At 51.9% G+C, this 14204-nt stretch carries 15 protein-coding genes and 1 pseudogene; 7 read left to right on the forward strand and 9 right to left on the reverse strand.

Features of this window, described 5'->3' with window-relative positions; all coding sequences use genetic code 11:
* Positions 1-82 precede the first annotated feature (82 nt).
* Positions 83-1060, reverse strand: a complete 978-nt coding sequence (gene phnD / locus UNDKW_RS24875) for a phosphate/phosphite/phosphonate ABC transporter substrate-binding protein (protein ID WP_162060937.1) — start codon at positions 1058-1060, stop codon at positions 83-85.
* A gap of 282 nt (positions 1061-1342) precedes the next feature.
* Positions 1343-1909 (reverse strand): annotated as a pseudogene (locus tag UNDKW_RS24885) (hypothetical protein).
* On the opposite strand from UNDKW_RS24885, the gene UNDKW_RS24890 reads away from it, so the two are divergent.
* Positions 1844-2176, forward strand: coding sequence for a right-handed parallel beta-helix repeat-containing protein (locus UNDKW_RS24890; RefSeq protein WP_162060939.1), 333 nt, complete (start codon positions 1844-1846; stop codon positions 2174-2176). The pseudogene UNDKW_RS24885 and the gene UNDKW_RS24890 overlap by 66 nt on opposite strands.
* On the forward strand, positions 2170-2583 hold the full coding sequence (locus UNDKW_RS24895; protein WP_162060940.1) for a hypothetical protein: 414 nt from the start codon (positions 2170-2172) through the stop codon (positions 2581-2583). The genes UNDKW_RS24890 and UNDKW_RS24895 overlap by 7 nt, the downstream gene beginning before the upstream one ends.
* Before the next feature lie 18 nt (positions 2584-2601).
* On the opposite strand, the gene UNDKW_RS24900 is transcribed toward UNDKW_RS24895, so the two are convergent.
* Entirely contained in the window at positions 2602-3873 is a 1272-nt protein-coding gene (locus tag UNDKW_RS24900) for a DEAD/DEAH box helicase (protein WP_162060941.1), read from the reverse strand.
* A 185-nt stretch (positions 3874-4058) separates the two neighbouring features.
* On the opposite strand from UNDKW_RS24900, the gene UNDKW_RS24905 reads away from it, so the two are divergent.
* Together UNDKW_RS24905 and UNDKW_RS24910 are read left to right on the forward strand one after the other, a co-directional pair.
* Positions 4059-4586 (forward strand): GNAT family N-acetyltransferase, encoded by a 528-nt coding sequence (locus UNDKW_RS24905; RefSeq protein WP_162060942.1) that lies wholly within the window; start codon positions 4059-4061, stop codon positions 4584-4586.
* Between the two features lie 24 nt (positions 4587-4610).
* Entirely contained in the window at positions 4611-5030 is a 420-nt protein-coding gene (locus tag UNDKW_RS24910; protein ID WP_162060943.1) for a VOC family protein, read from the forward strand.
* Between the two features lie 169 nt (positions 5031-5199).
* On the opposite strand, the gene ssb is transcribed toward UNDKW_RS24910, so the two are convergent.
* Complete coding sequence (gene ssb / locus UNDKW_RS24915; protein WP_162060944.1) at positions 5200-5700, reverse strand: single-stranded DNA-binding protein; 501 nt, start codon at positions 5698-5700, stop codon at positions 5200-5202.
* Between the two features lie 34 nt (positions 5701-5734).
* The gene (locus UNDKW_RS24920) at positions 5735-6919 is read right to left on the reverse strand and encodes an MFS transporter (protein ID WP_162062102.1); all 1185 of its coding nucleotides are present in this window, start codon (positions 6917-6919) and stop codon (positions 5735-5737) included.
* Positions 6920-7109: 190 nt separating this feature from the next.
* Between UNDKW_RS24920 and uvrA the strand changes: the two genes are divergently transcribed.
* The 3 genes from uvrA to UNDKW_RS24935 all read left to right on the forward strand — a co-directional run bounded on the left by uvrA (position 7110) and on the right by UNDKW_RS24935 (position 11902).
* Positions 7110-10049 carry an excinuclease ABC subunit UvrA gene (gene uvrA / locus UNDKW_RS24925; protein ID WP_162060945.1) on the forward strand — a complete coding sequence of 980 codons (2940 nt, stop codon included), beginning with the start codon at positions 7110-7112 and terminating at the stop codon, positions 10047-10049.
* Positions 10050-10229: 180 nt separating this feature from the next.
* Positions 10230-10802: an aminoacyl-tRNA hydrolase gene (gene pth / locus UNDKW_RS24930; protein ID WP_162043524.1), complete on the forward strand. Its 573-nt coding sequence runs from the start codon at positions 10230-10232 to the stop codon at positions 10800-10802.
* Positions 10799-11902 carry a patatin-like phospholipase family protein gene (locus tag UNDKW_RS24935; protein ID WP_162060946.1) on the forward strand — a complete coding sequence of 368 codons (1104 nt, stop codon included), beginning with the start codon at positions 10799-10801 and terminating at the stop codon, positions 11900-11902. Before pth ends, UNDKW_RS24935 begins: the two co-directional genes overlap by 4 nt.
* On the opposite strand, the gene UNDKW_RS24940 is transcribed toward UNDKW_RS24935, so the two are convergent.
* The 4 genes from UNDKW_RS24940 to UNDKW_RS24955 all read right to left on the reverse strand — a co-directional run bounded on the left by UNDKW_RS24940 (position 11899) and on the right by UNDKW_RS24955 (position 14173).
* A complete protein-coding gene (locus tag UNDKW_RS24940) occupies positions 11899-12504 on the reverse strand; it encodes an ACP phosphodiesterase (RefSeq protein WP_162060947.1) in 606 nt (201 codons plus the stop codon). The two genes, UNDKW_RS24935 and UNDKW_RS24940, sit on opposite strands and share 4 nt — an antisense overlap.
* A gap of 61 nt (positions 12505-12565) precedes the next feature.
* On the reverse strand, positions 12566-12778 hold the full coding sequence (locus tag UNDKW_RS24945) for a hypothetical protein (RefSeq protein ID WP_162060948.1): 213 nt from the start codon (positions 12776-12778) through the stop codon (positions 12566-12568).
* A complete protein-coding gene (locus UNDKW_RS24950) occupies positions 12778-13233 on the reverse strand; it encodes a hypothetical protein (protein ID WP_162060949.1) in 456 nt (151 codons plus the stop codon). Before UNDKW_RS24950 ends, UNDKW_RS24945 begins: the two co-directional genes overlap by 1 nt.
* Positions 13234-13252: 19 nt before the next feature.
* On the reverse strand, positions 13253-14173 hold the full coding sequence (locus tag UNDKW_RS24955; protein WP_232063103.1) for an SPFH domain-containing protein: 921 nt from the start codon (positions 14171-14173) through the stop codon (positions 13253-13255).
* Positions 14174-14204: the final 31 nt, after the last annotated feature.

Genomic DNA, 14204 nt, shown 5'->3' on the forward strand with positions numbered 1-14204 from the left:
ATTAGGCAAAATTTGAGCAAAAATGCCCTATTCATTGTATTTATTTCATCTTTTGTTACAAATCAGCTGGAACTTTTCAGGCTTATTTGATGCGCGAGGCCTCAAGAACGAAGCTCAGCTTGCCAAAACGTGCACTAACTTCATCAAATTTCTTTTGTTTTTGCGCATCCGTGAGGCTGGGGTTATTCAAATTGTCGCGCAAAAGGCTAAACAATGTTAAATCTGCGATAGGCTTCAACTGCGCATCGGTAGAACGCTGGAAACCGGACAAATTCAAAATGTCTTTCAACACAGCCTGCGCCTGTTTTTGCTTGCCATAATTGACAAAGAAATCTTCTACGCGGGTTTTCAGGGCTGGCGACATGTCCTTGCGGTACAGAATAGGGTCATTGGGTATCAGGGGCGAAGTCCAGATAACGCGCACCTTGCTGAGCTGATCTGGTGCTTCTTTCTTCAGCCTGTCCATCTCTTCACTATTAAAGGTGGCGACATCGGCTTCACCGCGCAAAATAGAAGAAAAATTCGCCTGATGATTACCAATGATGACCTTCTTGAACAGTTTTGCCGGATCTATCTTGTTCTTGGAAAACAGGTAATAAGCAGGAACCAGATAACCAGACGTCGATTTTTTATCGCCATCAGCAAAGATATACACGCCAGGTTTGGCAGAGACCTGGTCAAAGCTGGTCAGTGCGCTTTTGCTGGATGCAATAATGACGGAGTTATACCCGCGTGAACCATCACTTTTGACCATTTGCGCAAACACGGTGGCCTTGCCATCTTCCACCGCATCCAGTGCAACCTTGCTGCTCAGCCACGCGATTTGTATCTTGTTTTCTTTCAAACCAGCAACGATGTCGCTGTAATTAGAAGAAATGGCGGCAGTCACTTCAGTGCCTGTGCTTTTTGCCAGGTCATCCAGCAAAGGCTGCCAGCGTTTGCGGGTGTCTTCTATACTTGTTGTAGCGATCAGGCCTACAGTGATCTTTTCTGCTGCGTGGACAAGGGACATGAACATACTGCTGAGCAGCAGTACCAGGGTGACAATTTTTTTAAACATAAAACCTCAATAGAAAATGCAAATACCCAAAGCACGGGAGTGCCAGTGACCGGTCAAACATGTATGCGGTAGCAAACAAACAAGTGACGTCAACGACGTACTATGGGACAGGAATGGGGGATGGTGATTGGATGCACGCTGATTAATTTTTGTGCATCAATTGCCTGCTATTATAGCATTAGATGAATTTGGGCAACCAATTCCCCTAAAGCAAGAAATGTTTTAGAGTTAATTCACCAGACACTTGGCTATGGAATTCGGTTATCAAGCCCTGTGTTTTACTTAGGGCTTTTGGTCTGGCAGCACCTGACCGCTTTTCGATAGCGGTGTCACAGAAAAGCGCAAACTGGTCACAGACTTAAACACTTGACCTGGATTAAGCACCGTCGAAGGGAAATTTGCGTGATTCGGGCTGTCGGGCAAGTGCTGGGTTTCAAAGGCAAAGCCGTCATGGCGCTGATAGGCTCAGGCTTCGCTGCCATCAAAGCCATTACCGCTATTGAACTGCACTGAAGGTTCTGTGGTGTAGATATCCATTTGCCGGCCAGATACAGTTTCAGTGATGCACGCAACGGATCGCAAGGACTGATCCCAATTGGCAAAAAGCAGGCTGTGATCATAGCCGGGTGGCTGCCCCAGCAAGGCATCCCCTTGTTCAAGGTGGCGTGTGATGGCGGTGGGTTTTCGCAAATCCAGCACGCTGCCATCCACCGGTAGAGTACGCCCCGTGGGTATGCGTTTATTGTCGGTTTCGGTGTAACGGTCGGCATGGATTTGAAACAGGTGAGTACTCAAACCCCTGCTACCTGTACCTGCCAGGTTGAAGTAGGCGTGATTGGTCAGGTTGATGACCGTCGCTTTATTTCAGGCAAGGGCATCATCCTTGATACCTCCAGCAACAACGTACTGCAAAACCTGACCGTGCATGATGTCGATGACGAGGGCATACACTTTCGCGCCTTCAGCACCGACAATGTATTGAAAAACAGCCACATCTATAACACCGGCAAGAAACAGGCTGGTTTTGGTGAAGGTGTATATATAGGATCAGCCAATTCTCCTGGTGCACCTACACTTCATGCAACCCGGACAAGAGTGACCGCAACAAGGTGCTGAGCAACAGCATAGGCCCGAATGTGAATGCCGAGGGCATAGACATCAAGGAAGGCTCATCTGATGGCCTGATACAGGGCAACACCTTTGACGGCAGCGGCATCAGTGGTGAAAACTATGCCGACAGTGTGATTGATGTCAAAGGCAATAATTACGCCATCACTGGCAATACCGTCAATAACCACCCCACCTCCAGCGACAAAAACCTGCTGGACGGCTTTCAGGTGCACCAGGCTTATACCGGCTGGGGCAAGAACAATAAGTTCAGCAGCAATCGCTTCAACCTCAATACCAAGGGATATGGCATCAATGTACAGTCCGGCCTGACGGGCAATATCGTCTGTGACAATAACTCGGTAACGAATACAACAGGCGGTGTCGCCCATGTGGCACTGAGCCATTGCCAGTAATGAATATGCGTCCAGGCTTTAGCTGATCTGCCCGTCTTTGGCAGCCAGTTCACGCAGCTTGTCTTTCTTGCTTTTACGCTTGCCCTTGATGCCGCCAGTGGGCGCATCAGGGCTGGCTTCAGACTCTGCTTTGTGTATTGCAATTGCCACAGGCTCAAAACCGGGCAAGGTCTCGCGAGGCACACGCTTGCCCTGGCGTTTTTCTATGAGGCGGAAATGCATTTCATGTTCAGCCAGGATAAAGCTGATTGCCGTGCCACTCGCACCGGCACGGCCAGTGCGGCCTATGCGATGGATATAATCATCTGCCGAACGCGGCAAATCATAATTGACAACCGCAGGCAAACCGGCAACATCAATACCACGGGCCGCCAGGTCAGTCGCAACCAGCACTTGTATGCGGTTTGCCTTGAAGTCGGTCAGCATATGCTGGCGTGCCCCCTGGCTGGCATCGCCATTAAATGCCTCTGCCTTGATACCTGCTTTTTTTAATTTATTGCTGACGGTGTCGCTCGCATATTTGGTGGAGACAAACACCAGCACGCGTTCCCATTGCTGCTCTTTGATCAGGTGCACCAGCAGGCGGGTGCGCTTGTCAGCATCAACTGCTATCGCCCTTTGTGCGATATCGGGCAGGTTCTCAGTCAGATCGGCAATCGCGATGCGCACCGGCTCATGCAGCATGGCTAGCGCCAGCTTTTTGACTGCTGGTGAAAAGGTCGCCGAGAAAAACAGGTTTTGCCGTTTGGCAGGTAACTGCTCAAGTATGCGTTTGATTTCATCGGCAAAGCCCAGATCCAGCAGGCGGTCTGCCTCATCCAGTACCAGTGTCGCAACGTCTTTTAAAGACAGGGCATTGTTACCGAGCAAATCCAGCAAGCGGCCCGGCGTGCTGATGACGATGTCAGCGCCACCACGCAAATGCATCATTTGCGGGTTGATGGAAGCACCGCCATAGATCACAGCTACCTTCAGCTTCTTTGGCAAATGCTCTGCCAAAGCTTCGATTGTTTGGCCTACCTGACCGGATAATTCACGGGTAGGTACCAGTATCAGGATTTTGACTTTACGCTGCTTGCTGCTTTCTTCCATGCCCTGCTGCAAGCGCTGTAACAGTGGCAAGGCAAAGGCAGCCGTCTTGCCGGAACCGGTCTGTGCCAGCGCCATGACATCCTCGCCAGCCAATACCGCCGGAATAGCCTCAGCCTGCACCGCAGTTGGTGTTTCATACTGGCGTGCGGCGACCGCTTGCAAGAGTTCCGGGATCAGGCCTAGGGATTCAAAAGTCATGAGTAAATTGGAGAAGGGAAAAAGAAATTCTGTATTGAGCGTTACACTATAAAATCAAGCTGCGCCGCAAGCTTCATCGCGCGGAGATGTCGCTCCATCAATGCGCATTGTAGTGCAAAACCGACCTGTATCTGCAGATACCTGTCCCTGCAATACATGTGCTTACTCATCGGGGAGTCAGTGTTTTGACAACAATTACTTTCATCCAGGCGGACATTGCCCGCCACAAAGATATGCTCTTGGCCATGAATCTTGAATACATGGGTTGGGTCGCCGCACACATCAAGCAGGATTTTGGTATTACCAGCGAAGACTTGCTCGGCATGCCACTGACAGATTATGTAGCTGGTGCACTGGACAAAATCTGTGGCACAGATACACTGGACAGCATGTTTTATCTGATAGAGGCAGACGGCCAGATAGCCGCCATGGGTGGCAGACGCGGTATACAGCCAGGCGTAGCCGAGATCAAGCGCCTGTATGTATTGCCAGGCTTTCGTGGCCTGCATCTGGGCGATGCGCTTTTACAACGCCTGCTCAGCGACGTACGCCAGCAGGGCTATGAGCGCGTGCGCCTCGACAGTGCACCCTTCATGCATGCAGCCCACAAACTTTACGAAGCAGCAGGATTCAAGGATTGCCAGCCCTATGAAGGCGCAGAAGTACCAGCGGTCCTGCATCCCCGCTGGCGGTTTATGGAATTGAGACTGTAAGCAACACTCACTTTGAGGCAACCCATGCAAATCCAGACCATCCTGGCCTTTGGTGGCCATAGCGAAGCAGCGATACAGTTCTACAAACAAGCGATAGGTGCAGAAGTGCAAGTCATGCTGCGCTGGAAAGACAGCCCAGACCCGGTCATGCGCAGCATATCATCCGATCTGGATAAAATCATGCATGCCTCATTCCGCGTAGGTGACACCATACTGATGGCAACTGACGGCATACAAACCCTGGCCCAGCCTGACATCAAAGGCCTCACACTGAACCTCGAAGCCAGGGACGACAGCGAAGCCAGGCAGCTATTCGCTGCACTCAGCAATGGCGGAACTGTACAAATGCCCCTGAGCAAAACCTTCTGGACCTCACTGTCAGGCATGCTCACCGACCGCTTTGGTGTGTCGTGGATGGTGAATGTGGCCTCGCCCGAGGAATAATGCATCATTTACTTTGGTCTTGAATGAAAGAGAATTGGCACAACACTGGAAAGCAAGGCTTCATTCATCACGACTGTTTCAATCATTACGCCTGTTTCAATCATATAAAAGAAAAAACCCACTCCTGTGTAGAAGTGGGTTTTTGTTTACGTTCTAAACAAGCTCGGGGTTAAAACGGAATATCGTCATCCATATCCGAGAAGTTCGGGGCCGGGCGTGAGGCTGGGGCCTGGCGTTGTTGTTGTGGGGCTGCCTGTGGGCGTGGTGCTGGTGCACCCCCACCTCCGCCACCGTAGCCACCACCATCATCCATGCCTGCGCCGCCGCCCATGCCCTGGCGGCTGCCCAGCATTTGCATGCTGTCGGCCTTGATGTCGGTTGCGTATTTTTCTACGCCGTCTTTGTCGGTGTACTTGCGGGTGCGCAGGCTGCCTTCAACGTAGACTTGCGAACCTTTCTTCAGGTATTGACCGGCGATTTCTGCCAGTTTGCCGAAGAAGGTGATGCGGTGCCATTCTGTCTGTTCTTTCTTTTCACCGCTGGATTTGTCTTTCCAGCTATCGGTGGTTGCCACGGTGATGCTGGTCATTGCATCGCCTGATGGCATGTAACGGGTTTCCGGGTCTCTCCCAAGGTTGCCAACGATAATGACCTTGTTCACTGATGCCATGTATTTCTCCTCATTTTTCCTGATACAAATTAATTTATGCCTTGACCGCAACAGCAGTTTTGCTGCGCTTGGGGATGTTGGGCATATTGATAGCGATTATAAGCCACGCGGCTGTAAGCACAGAACTAACAATAAAAACTGATGACGGGTTGAAACTTTGTTTAATCCAGCCGCCCAACAAACCACCACAGAACAGGCCCAGGGCCTGCAAGGTGTTATACACACCTAGAGCCGCACCTTTGGCGGCTGGCGGGGCGATACGCGATACCAGGGATGGCTGGCATGCCTCAAGGATATTGAAGGCAATAAAAAATGCAAACAGCAAGCCTACCAGCATGGCTGGGGATTGCAAGTATTGCCACAGACCAAGCTCAACTACCAGCAAGAGTGCGATAGCGGCAACAAAGACCTGCTTCATCTTGCCAAATTTCTCGCCGATGAAAATTGCTGGCAGCATGGCGATGAAAGAAGCAAACATGACAGGCAGATAGACTTTCCAGTGCGCGGTCACCGGCAGGTCAGCATATTGCACCAGTGCCGCTGGCACAACAACGAACATGGCCATTTGCGTCAGGTGCAGCGCAAACACGCCGTAATTGAGGCGCATCAGTTCAGTGTTCTTCAAGACCACGGACAGGGGCACGGGCGCATGGCGTATGGCCGGTGCTTCTGGCGTGATAAACAAGACAACGGCTATGCCTACCAGTGACAGAACACCCGTCATGGCAAAGATGCCACTCATGCCTATGCTTTGATACAACAACGGTGCGGCCACCAGTGAAAATGCAAAGGTCAGACCGATGGAGCCGCCTACCATGGCCATGGCCTTGGTGCGGTGTTCTTCTCTGGTGGTATCGGCGATCAGGGCAGTAATGGCGGCGGAGATTGCGCCTGCACCCTGTATGCCACGGCCGATGATGACACCAACCACTGTGGTTGCGTATGCTGCAACAAAAGCGCCAATCGCGAACAGCAACAGGCCGATGACGATGATACGCTTGCGGCCAAATTTGTCTGACGCTATCCCGAATGGGATTTGCCCGAAGGCCTGGCTCAGGCCATACATGCCCATGGCCAGGCCAACCAGGCTGGCATTATCACCATCAGGCAAGGTCTTGGCATGAATTGCAAATACCGGCAGGATGAGGAACAGACCCAGCATGCGCAAGGCAAAGATGGAAGCGAGGGAGGCACTGGAGCTGATTTCCTCGCGGCTCATGCTGGCAGGCTGTTGCTCACTCAGGGCGGATGCGTCGGAAGATGTTGCAATAGTCATATTCAAAAAAGCTCGTCCAGTGTGTTTAGTTTGCGCAAAGCAAAGGCGAGCCCGCAGTGATTTTCAAAACCCGTTATAGTATCAGGTTGCACGCCTACTTCCTCCAATTCGGCCCAAATTCAGCACAGAGATTATGACGACACGCACAAAAGCAGCAAAAGCGCCCAAACCGGCAGAAATCGACTTTGATGCCAGTGATGTTCAATTGGCACAAAAACGCGAATTGATACGTGTACGCGGCGCACGTACCCACAACCTGAAAAATATCAGCATAGACTTGCCGCGCAATAAACTGGTGGTAATCACCGGCCTGTCTGGTTCGGGCAAATCTTCACTGGCTTTTGATACCCTGTATGCAGAAGGCCAGCGCCGCTATGTAGAGTCTCTGTCAGCCTATGCGCGCCAGTTTTTGCAGTTGATGGAAAAACCGGATGTGGATCTGATCGAGGGTTTGTCACCGGCCATCTCCATAGAACAAAAAGCCACTTCGCATAATCCGCGCTCCACCGTTGGCACGGTCACCGAGATCCATGATTACCTGCGTCTGCTGTATGCACGCGTGGGTACGCCATATTGCCCGGATCATCCTGAGAACCCGCTGGCTGCACAATCAGTGTCGCAAATGGTGGATGCCGTGCTGGCCATGCCTGACGATACCAAGCTCATGATACTCGCGCCTGTGGTTGCCAACCGCAAGGGCGAGCACATGGATTTGTTTGAACAGATGCAGGCACAGGGCTTTATACGCTTCCGTGTACAGAGCGGCACGCATGAGGCGAAGATTTATGAAGTCGATAATCTGCCCAAGCTGAAGAAGACTGAGAAACATACGATAGATGTGGTCATCGACCGCGTCAAGGTAAAAGCGGACATCAAACAGCGTCTGGCCGAATCATTTGAAACCTGTTTGCGTCTGGCAAATGGCCGCGCCCTGATTGTGGATATGGATAGCAATCATGAGCAATTATTCTCGAACAAATTTGCCTGCCCTATTTGCGGTTATTCATTGCAAGAACTGGAACCGCGCCTGTTCTCTTTCAATAACCCCATGGGGGCCTGCCCTGAGTGTGATGGTTTGGGGCATATAGAATTCTTTGATCCCAAGCGCATCGTCGCCTTTCCTAACTTGTCACTGGCAAGTGGTGCGGTCAAGGGTTGGGACAGGCGCAACCAATTCTATTTCCAGATGCTGTCCAACCTGGCGGCATTCTATGAGTTTGATATCGATACGCCTTACGAGCAATTGCCAGAGTCAGCGCAGCAAATCATTTTGTATGGTTCAGGCAAACAGCAGATACCGTTTACCTATATCAATGAAAAAGGTCGTACCGTCATCAAGGAACACAGCTTTGAAGGCGTGGTGACGAACCTGCAACGCCGTTATCGCGAAACTGATTCCATGGCCGTCAAGGAAGAGCTGGCCAAGTTCATCAATGAAAAGCAATGCCCGTCTTGCGATGGCGCACGCCTGCGCATAGAAGCGCGTTATGTCAAGGTGGGTACAGGCAAGCAAGAGAAGGCGATTTACGATATCAGCGCCATGCCGCTGCGTGAAACCCTGCATTTCTTTGAGCACCTGAAATTGACCGGTTCCAAGCGCGATATCGCTGACCGCATCATCAAGGAAATCACGGCACGCCTGACTTTCCTGAATAATGTCGGTCTCGATTATCTGTCGCTGGAACGCAGTGCCGACACCCTCTCTGGTGGCGAAGCACAGCGCATACGCCTGGCATCGCAAATTGGTTCTGGCCTGACTGGCGTCATGTATGTGCTGGATGAGCCATCTATTGGCTTGCATCAGCGCGACAATGACAGGCTTATCGATACGCTCAAGCACCTACGCGATATCGGCAATAGCGTGCTGGTGGTTGAGCATGACGAAGATGCGATACGCTGCGCCGACTTTGTGGTCGATATGGGTCTGGGTGCGGGCGTGCATGGCGGTGAAATTATCGCCCAGGGTACGCTGGCAGATATCATGGGCAACAAGCGTTCGCTGACTGCGCAATACCTCAGTGGCGCGCTGGAAATAGCTGTGCCTAAAAAGCGTACCAAGGCTGATCCGGCCAAGCAATTGCTGATTGCTGGCGCGCGTGGCAATAACCTGAAAAAAGTCTCGATGAAATTGCCGGTGGGCTTGCTGACTTGCGTGACCGGTGTTTCTGGTTCAGGCAAATCGACGCTGGTGAATGACACGCTGTACCACGTCGCTGCGCGTCACCTGTATGGTTCACAAACAGAACCGGCAACATTTGACCACGTCAGTGGCCTTGAGCATTTTGATAAAGTCATTTCTGTCGATCAGGCACCTATCGGTCGTACCCCACGTTCCAACCCTGCCACTTATACTGGCTTGTTCACACCTATACGTGACCTGTTCGCCACCGTGCCAACAGCCAAAGAACGTGGCTATAGCGCAGGCCGTTTCTCCTTCAACGTCAAAGGTGGTCGTTGTGAAGCCTGCCAGGGTGATGGCGTGATCAAGGTCGAGATGCATTTCTTGCCTGACGTGTATGTACCTTGCGATGTCTGCCACGGCAAGCGCTATAACCGCGAAACCCTGGAAGTGCATTACAAGGGCAAGAACATCAATGAAGTGCTGGGCATGACGGTGGAAGATGCGCATGAATTCTTCAAGGTTGTGCCTATCATTGCACGCAAATTGCAAACCCTGCTGGATGTAGGGCTGGGTTATATACGCCTGGGGCAAAGTGCCACGACCCTGTCGGGTGGTGAAGCGCAACGCGTCAAGCTGTCGCTGGAATTGTCCAAACGTGATACTGGCCGCACCCTGTACATCCTGGATGAACCGACCACAGGCTTGCACTTCCATGATATCGCCTTGCTGTTGAAGGTCATACACAGGTTGCGTGACCAGGGTAATACCGTCGTTATCATCGAGCATAATCTGGATGTCATCAAAACTGCTGACTGGCTGATTGACCTTGGCCCTGAAGGCGGCGCTGGCGGTGGCAAGATCATAGCGACCGGTACACCGGAAGAAGTGGCGGATAATCCTGAGAGTGTGACTGGCAAGTATTTGCTGCCACTGTTGAAGAAATCAAAATAAGGTAATGCCTTGATGTGAGGCGCTGTTCCTGCAAAGGAAACAGCGCCTTTTTTATTGATGTTGCGTTGTGATGTTGCGTTGGGTGGTGTGCATTTTCATGAGCGTACTTTAGGCTTGGTTATAATAGGCTTCAATCCGCAGCACATCAGTTCTGCAATAACTACAAGATACTGCTTAGCAATGACAATACGCCTGATCGTTGGCCTGGGTAATCCCGGCCCTGAATATGAACAAACCCGTCACAATGCCGGTTTCTGGCTGGTAGATCAATTGCCAGCCAGCCTGCAAAGGGACAAAAATTTCAATGCCCTGGTAGGCAAGACCCGCATTGCCAACCAGGAAGTGTGGTTGCTGGAGCCGCAAACCTTCATGAACCGTTCGGGGCAATCGGTAGGCGCGATCTGCCGTTTCTACAAGATCACGCCAGACCAGGTGCTGGTCGTGCATGATGAACTGGATATCATGCCTGGCATTGCCAAGCTCAAACTTGGTGGTTCATCTGGCGGGCATAATGGCCTCAAGGATATTACTGCAGCTTTGGGCACCCAGGATTACTGGCGTTTGCGCATAGGCATAGGCCACCCACGCAGTTTGAATTTGACGCAGGGTGTGGCGGACTTTGTCTTGCACAGGCCACGCAAGGAAGAACAGGGGCCGATAGACGAAGCCATCGCCAATAGCCTGGCTGTGCTACCCTTGCTGGTTGAAGGTAAATTCCCTGAAGCGATGATGCAACTCCATACAACAAAATGAGTTCAGCGATACAAATCCATGCCGGTCGCAAAGCCTATGCACACTTGCGTGAGCATGGCTTGCGCGCGCAGGATGTGGCCATCATCCCGGCGGCAGCGGGTGGCCCCAAGGGTTTGATATTGCAGGCTCTGGATCAATGGATATTTGGTGAATGGCTGCCAACTGCACCGCGTGAACGCACGCTGATCGGTGCATCAATTGGTGCCTGGCGCATGGCGGCGGCCAGCCATACTGACCCGGTGGCGGCTTTCCAGCGTCTGGGTGATTTGTATTGTGAACAGCGTTATCCTGAAAAACCTTCTGCCCACTATGTGACGCGCGAAATCCAGAATCTCTTGCATGACTTTATCGGCGGGCATGAAGCAGAAGTCGTCAACCAGCCCTTGCACAGGCTGCATTTGCTGGCAGTGCGTGGCCGCGGCTTGCTGACAGCACCGCAATCGGTGAGCAAGGCCAAGGCTGGTTTTGTGGCGGCCACTTTTGCCAACCTGACTTCACGCTCACGCCTGGCAAGGCATATGGACCGCGTGATTGTTGGCGATACCCGTGATCCACTGTTCTGGCTGAAGGCGAAATTTGATGGTTTTGATACCCACTTTTGCCCGCTGAAAACGGACAACCTGGGCTGGTCGCTGCTGGCATCTGGCACGCTGCCGCTGATCATGGAACCGGTCAGGAATATCCCACATACGCCAGCAGGTACTTACTGGGATGGCGGCATCATTGATTACCACCTGGCCCTGCCCTACTCACGTGTGGCGGGCAGCAAGGATGGTGACCTGGTGCTCTACCCCCATTTTACAGATCACATCGTACCCGGCTGGCTGGACAAGCCCATGCCCTGGCGCAGGGCTGGCACAGGTGTCAATAGTCAATGGCTGGATAATGTGATCATGGTGTCACCATCTCCTTCTTTCCTGAAGACGCTGACACGTGGCAAGCTGCCGGACAGAAAAGATTTTTTTTACTACGGACTGAATCACGATTTCCGCATTCAGAACTGGAAGCTGGCGATCAGCGAAAGCGGGCGCATGCGCGACGACTTTGCGGCATTTGTTGAGAAACCAAATCTTGATCTGGTGCAGGCTTTGAATTTTTAAGCTGGTAGAGATAATTTTTGTTCGCGCTGCTCAGCCACATATTGCACAAGTTCAGGAAAGAATTCCAGAAAGCCTTTGCTCAATGCATCGTAATTGCTGAGCAAATCACCCAGGCCCGCACGCAACAAATCACCATTCTTTGACAGCCTTTGCGAAGTGCGTTCAACGGCAATTCTGACGCCGTCAAATTCATGATAAGAGCCCAGCCAGTCCTGGTTAAGCATGCGCGGCAAGGCTGCCTGCAGGCTGTCAGGCAAGATTATCGTTGATTGTGCTTGCAGGGCACCATAAAACCGCTGTATCAATTCCTGGCGTGCAACAGGGCTGCCTTGTGGCCAATGCTGGCTCAACACATGGTCATAAAAGATATCCAGCAAGATGCCGGCATAGCGGCGGTGCTGGTCCTGGAATAAGGCTTTGGCTTGCAAGACGATGGGATGGCTGTCGGTATAACTATCGACTTGCCTGTGTATCTGAATATCAGCCTGGATTTCAGGATGATAGAGCGCAGTGTCCTTTAGTTTGACAAAGTCACCGAGCAAGGCTCCCAGCATGGCGCGATCGCTATGCTGAGCCAGGTAGATGTGGGCAAGGTAATTCATATTCGCTGCAAGTATAGCTGGCTTTGTATTTGCCTGCTTCTGCGTCCAGATTACCTTATCTTTATTCCTCTATTTGCTCGCCATCTTTTTCGGCACCGTCAGACGCTGTCTTGGCGGTGGGCACATGCCGCCCCTGCTGCTTCAGTGCCTGCCTGAGCAGATACTCAACCTGGGCATTGGCACTGCGCAGCTCTTGCGCCGCCATGCGTTCGATCTCGTTCCACAACAGGGGATCGATACGCAGGGGGAAGGATTTTTTTCCTGGGCTGGCCATTAGCTGGCATTCAAACGTGGAGTGATATAACTAAGCAGCCGCTGCGGGTCTTGCGTGCCCAGGCGCAGTGCCTTGCCATTGCGCAAAACCACCAGTATTGCGGTGTTGCCAGTGGCGTTATATAACATGCCCTTGCTTGTGAATCTGATGGCATAACCTTCCATCATGCTCGTCGTGGTGGCTTCTACATAAGCGATATCCGACAGGGCAATTTTCCAGGAAGGAAAACCAATCAGACCAAAATGCCAGCGCAGATAACTTGCATCAACACTTATGGTCAAGGCCCCAAGTAAAGCCAGCAACAGCAGGCTCACCAGCGGTAAAGCCAGTTTGATGCCGGGCATTCCAGGCCCCAGGTATATCATTTGCACCGCGAGCAAGAGCACAGTACTGACAGGCAGGATAATCCACAACAACTTCATCCACTGTTTTTCCACATAGACTGGATGTTCCATTTTCTTATCTCGCTACAAATTAATTGTATAAAGTGCCGGTATTAATGACGGGCTGGGTCTCTTTATCCGAGCACAGCACCACCAGCAAATTACTGACCATGGCCGCTTTTCTTTCATCATCGAGTTCGCATATCTTGCGTTCTGACAGACCTTGCAAAGCAGCCTCCACCATGCTGACCGCACCATGCACGATTTTTTTGCGGGCGCTGATGATGGCTTCTGCCTGCTGGCGGCGCAACATGACCTGGGCAATTTCTGCGGCATAGGCCAGGTGCGTGAGCTTGGCGTCTTCCACATCAATGCCGGCTGCGGTAAAGCGCTTGTGCAATTCGTCACGCATGGCACCGGCGACGACATCCATGCCTGCGCGCAATGTGGTCTCGCCTTCAGCCAGGTCTTCACCGTCATCATAGGCATACTGGGTTGCCAGATGACGTATCGCTGCTTCAGACTGGATATTCACAAACCGCTCAAAATCATCGACATTGTAAATCGCCAGTGCCGTGTCCTGCACGCGCCAGATGATGGCCGCACCTATTTCAACAGGATTGCCGCGCTTGTCATTCACCTTCAGCGGAGCAGTGTTCAATGTACGGGCACGCAGGCTGAGTTTGCGTTTGGAATAAAAAGGATTAACCCAGCGCAGGCCTTCGCTGCGGTCTGTGCCCTTGTATTGTCCAAACAGCGACAACAAAGCCGCTTCATTCGGTTGCAACATGTACAGGCCGGTGAGGATGAAAATACCCAGCACCACCGCAGCAAGCCGCATCAACACACCAGCCAGGCTGGGCTGCCCTGCACCGACCAGGTCAATAAAACTATAGGCACCGCCTGCGACAAACAGCAGGCCGACAATGATCATGAAATAACCGTCCAGCGACGTAAGTGAACGTTCTTGTATTAATTTTTTACCAGTCGCCGACACTGAGGTAGTACTCATACTTTCTCCTGATAGATGGCACTTTGAAATC

The organism is Undibacterium sp. KW1 (assembly GCF_009937955.1).
In the GTDB taxonomy this organism is placed as follows: Bacteria; Pseudomonadota; Gammaproteobacteria; order Burkholderiales; family Burkholderiaceae_D; genus Undibacterium.

What these genes read in the sequence shown, in the direction of transcription:
- phnD (WP_162060937.1), bottom strand. Translation starts at nt 1,060, where the DNA reads ATGTTTAAAAAAATTGTCACCCTGGTACTGCTGCTCAGCAGTATGTTC.
- UNDKW_RS24900 (WP_162060941.1), bottom strand. Translation starts at nt 3,873, where the DNA reads ATGACTTTTGAATCCCTAGGCCTGATCCCGGAACTCTTGCAAGCGGTC.
- UNDKW_RS24910 (WP_162060943.1), top strand. Translation starts at nt 4,611, where the DNA reads ATGCAAATCCAGACCATCCTGGCCTTTGGTGGCCATAGCGAAGCAGCG.
- ssb (WP_162060944.1), bottom strand. Translation starts at nt 5,700, where the DNA reads ATGGCATCAGTGAACAAGGTCATTATCGTTGGCAACCTTGGGAGAGAC.
- UNDKW_RS24920 (WP_162062102.1), bottom strand. Translation starts at nt 6,919, where the DNA reads ATGAGCCGCGAGGAAATCAGCTCCAGTGCCTCCCTCGCTTCCATCTTT.
- uvrA (WP_162060945.1), top strand. Translation starts at nt 7,110, where the DNA reads ATGACGACACGCACAAAAGCAGCAAAAGCGCCCAAACCGGCAGAAATC.
- pth (WP_162043524.1), top strand. Translation starts at nt 10,230, where the DNA reads ATGACAATACGCCTGATCGTTGGCCTGGGTAATCCCGGCCCTGAATAT.
- UNDKW_RS24935 (WP_162060946.1), top strand. Translation starts at nt 10,799, where the DNA reads ATGAGTTCAGCGATACAAATCCATGCCGGTCGCAAAGCCTATGCACAC.
- UNDKW_RS24940 (WP_162060947.1), bottom strand. Translation starts at nt 12,504, where the DNA reads ATGAATTACCTTGCCCACATCTACCTGGCTCAGCATAGCGATCGCGCC.
- UNDKW_RS24945 (WP_162060948.1), bottom strand. Translation starts at nt 12,778, where the DNA reads ATGGCCAGCCCAGGAAAAAAATCCTTCCCCCTGCGTATCGATCCCCTG.
- UNDKW_RS24950 (WP_162060949.1), bottom strand. Translation starts at nt 13,233, where the DNA reads ATGGAACATCCAGTCTATGTGGAAAAACAGTGGATGAAGTTGTTGTGG.
- UNDKW_RS24955 (WP_232063103.1), bottom strand. Translation starts at nt 14,173, where the DNA reads ATGAGTACTACCTCAGTGTCGGCGACTGGTAAAAAATTAATACAAGAA.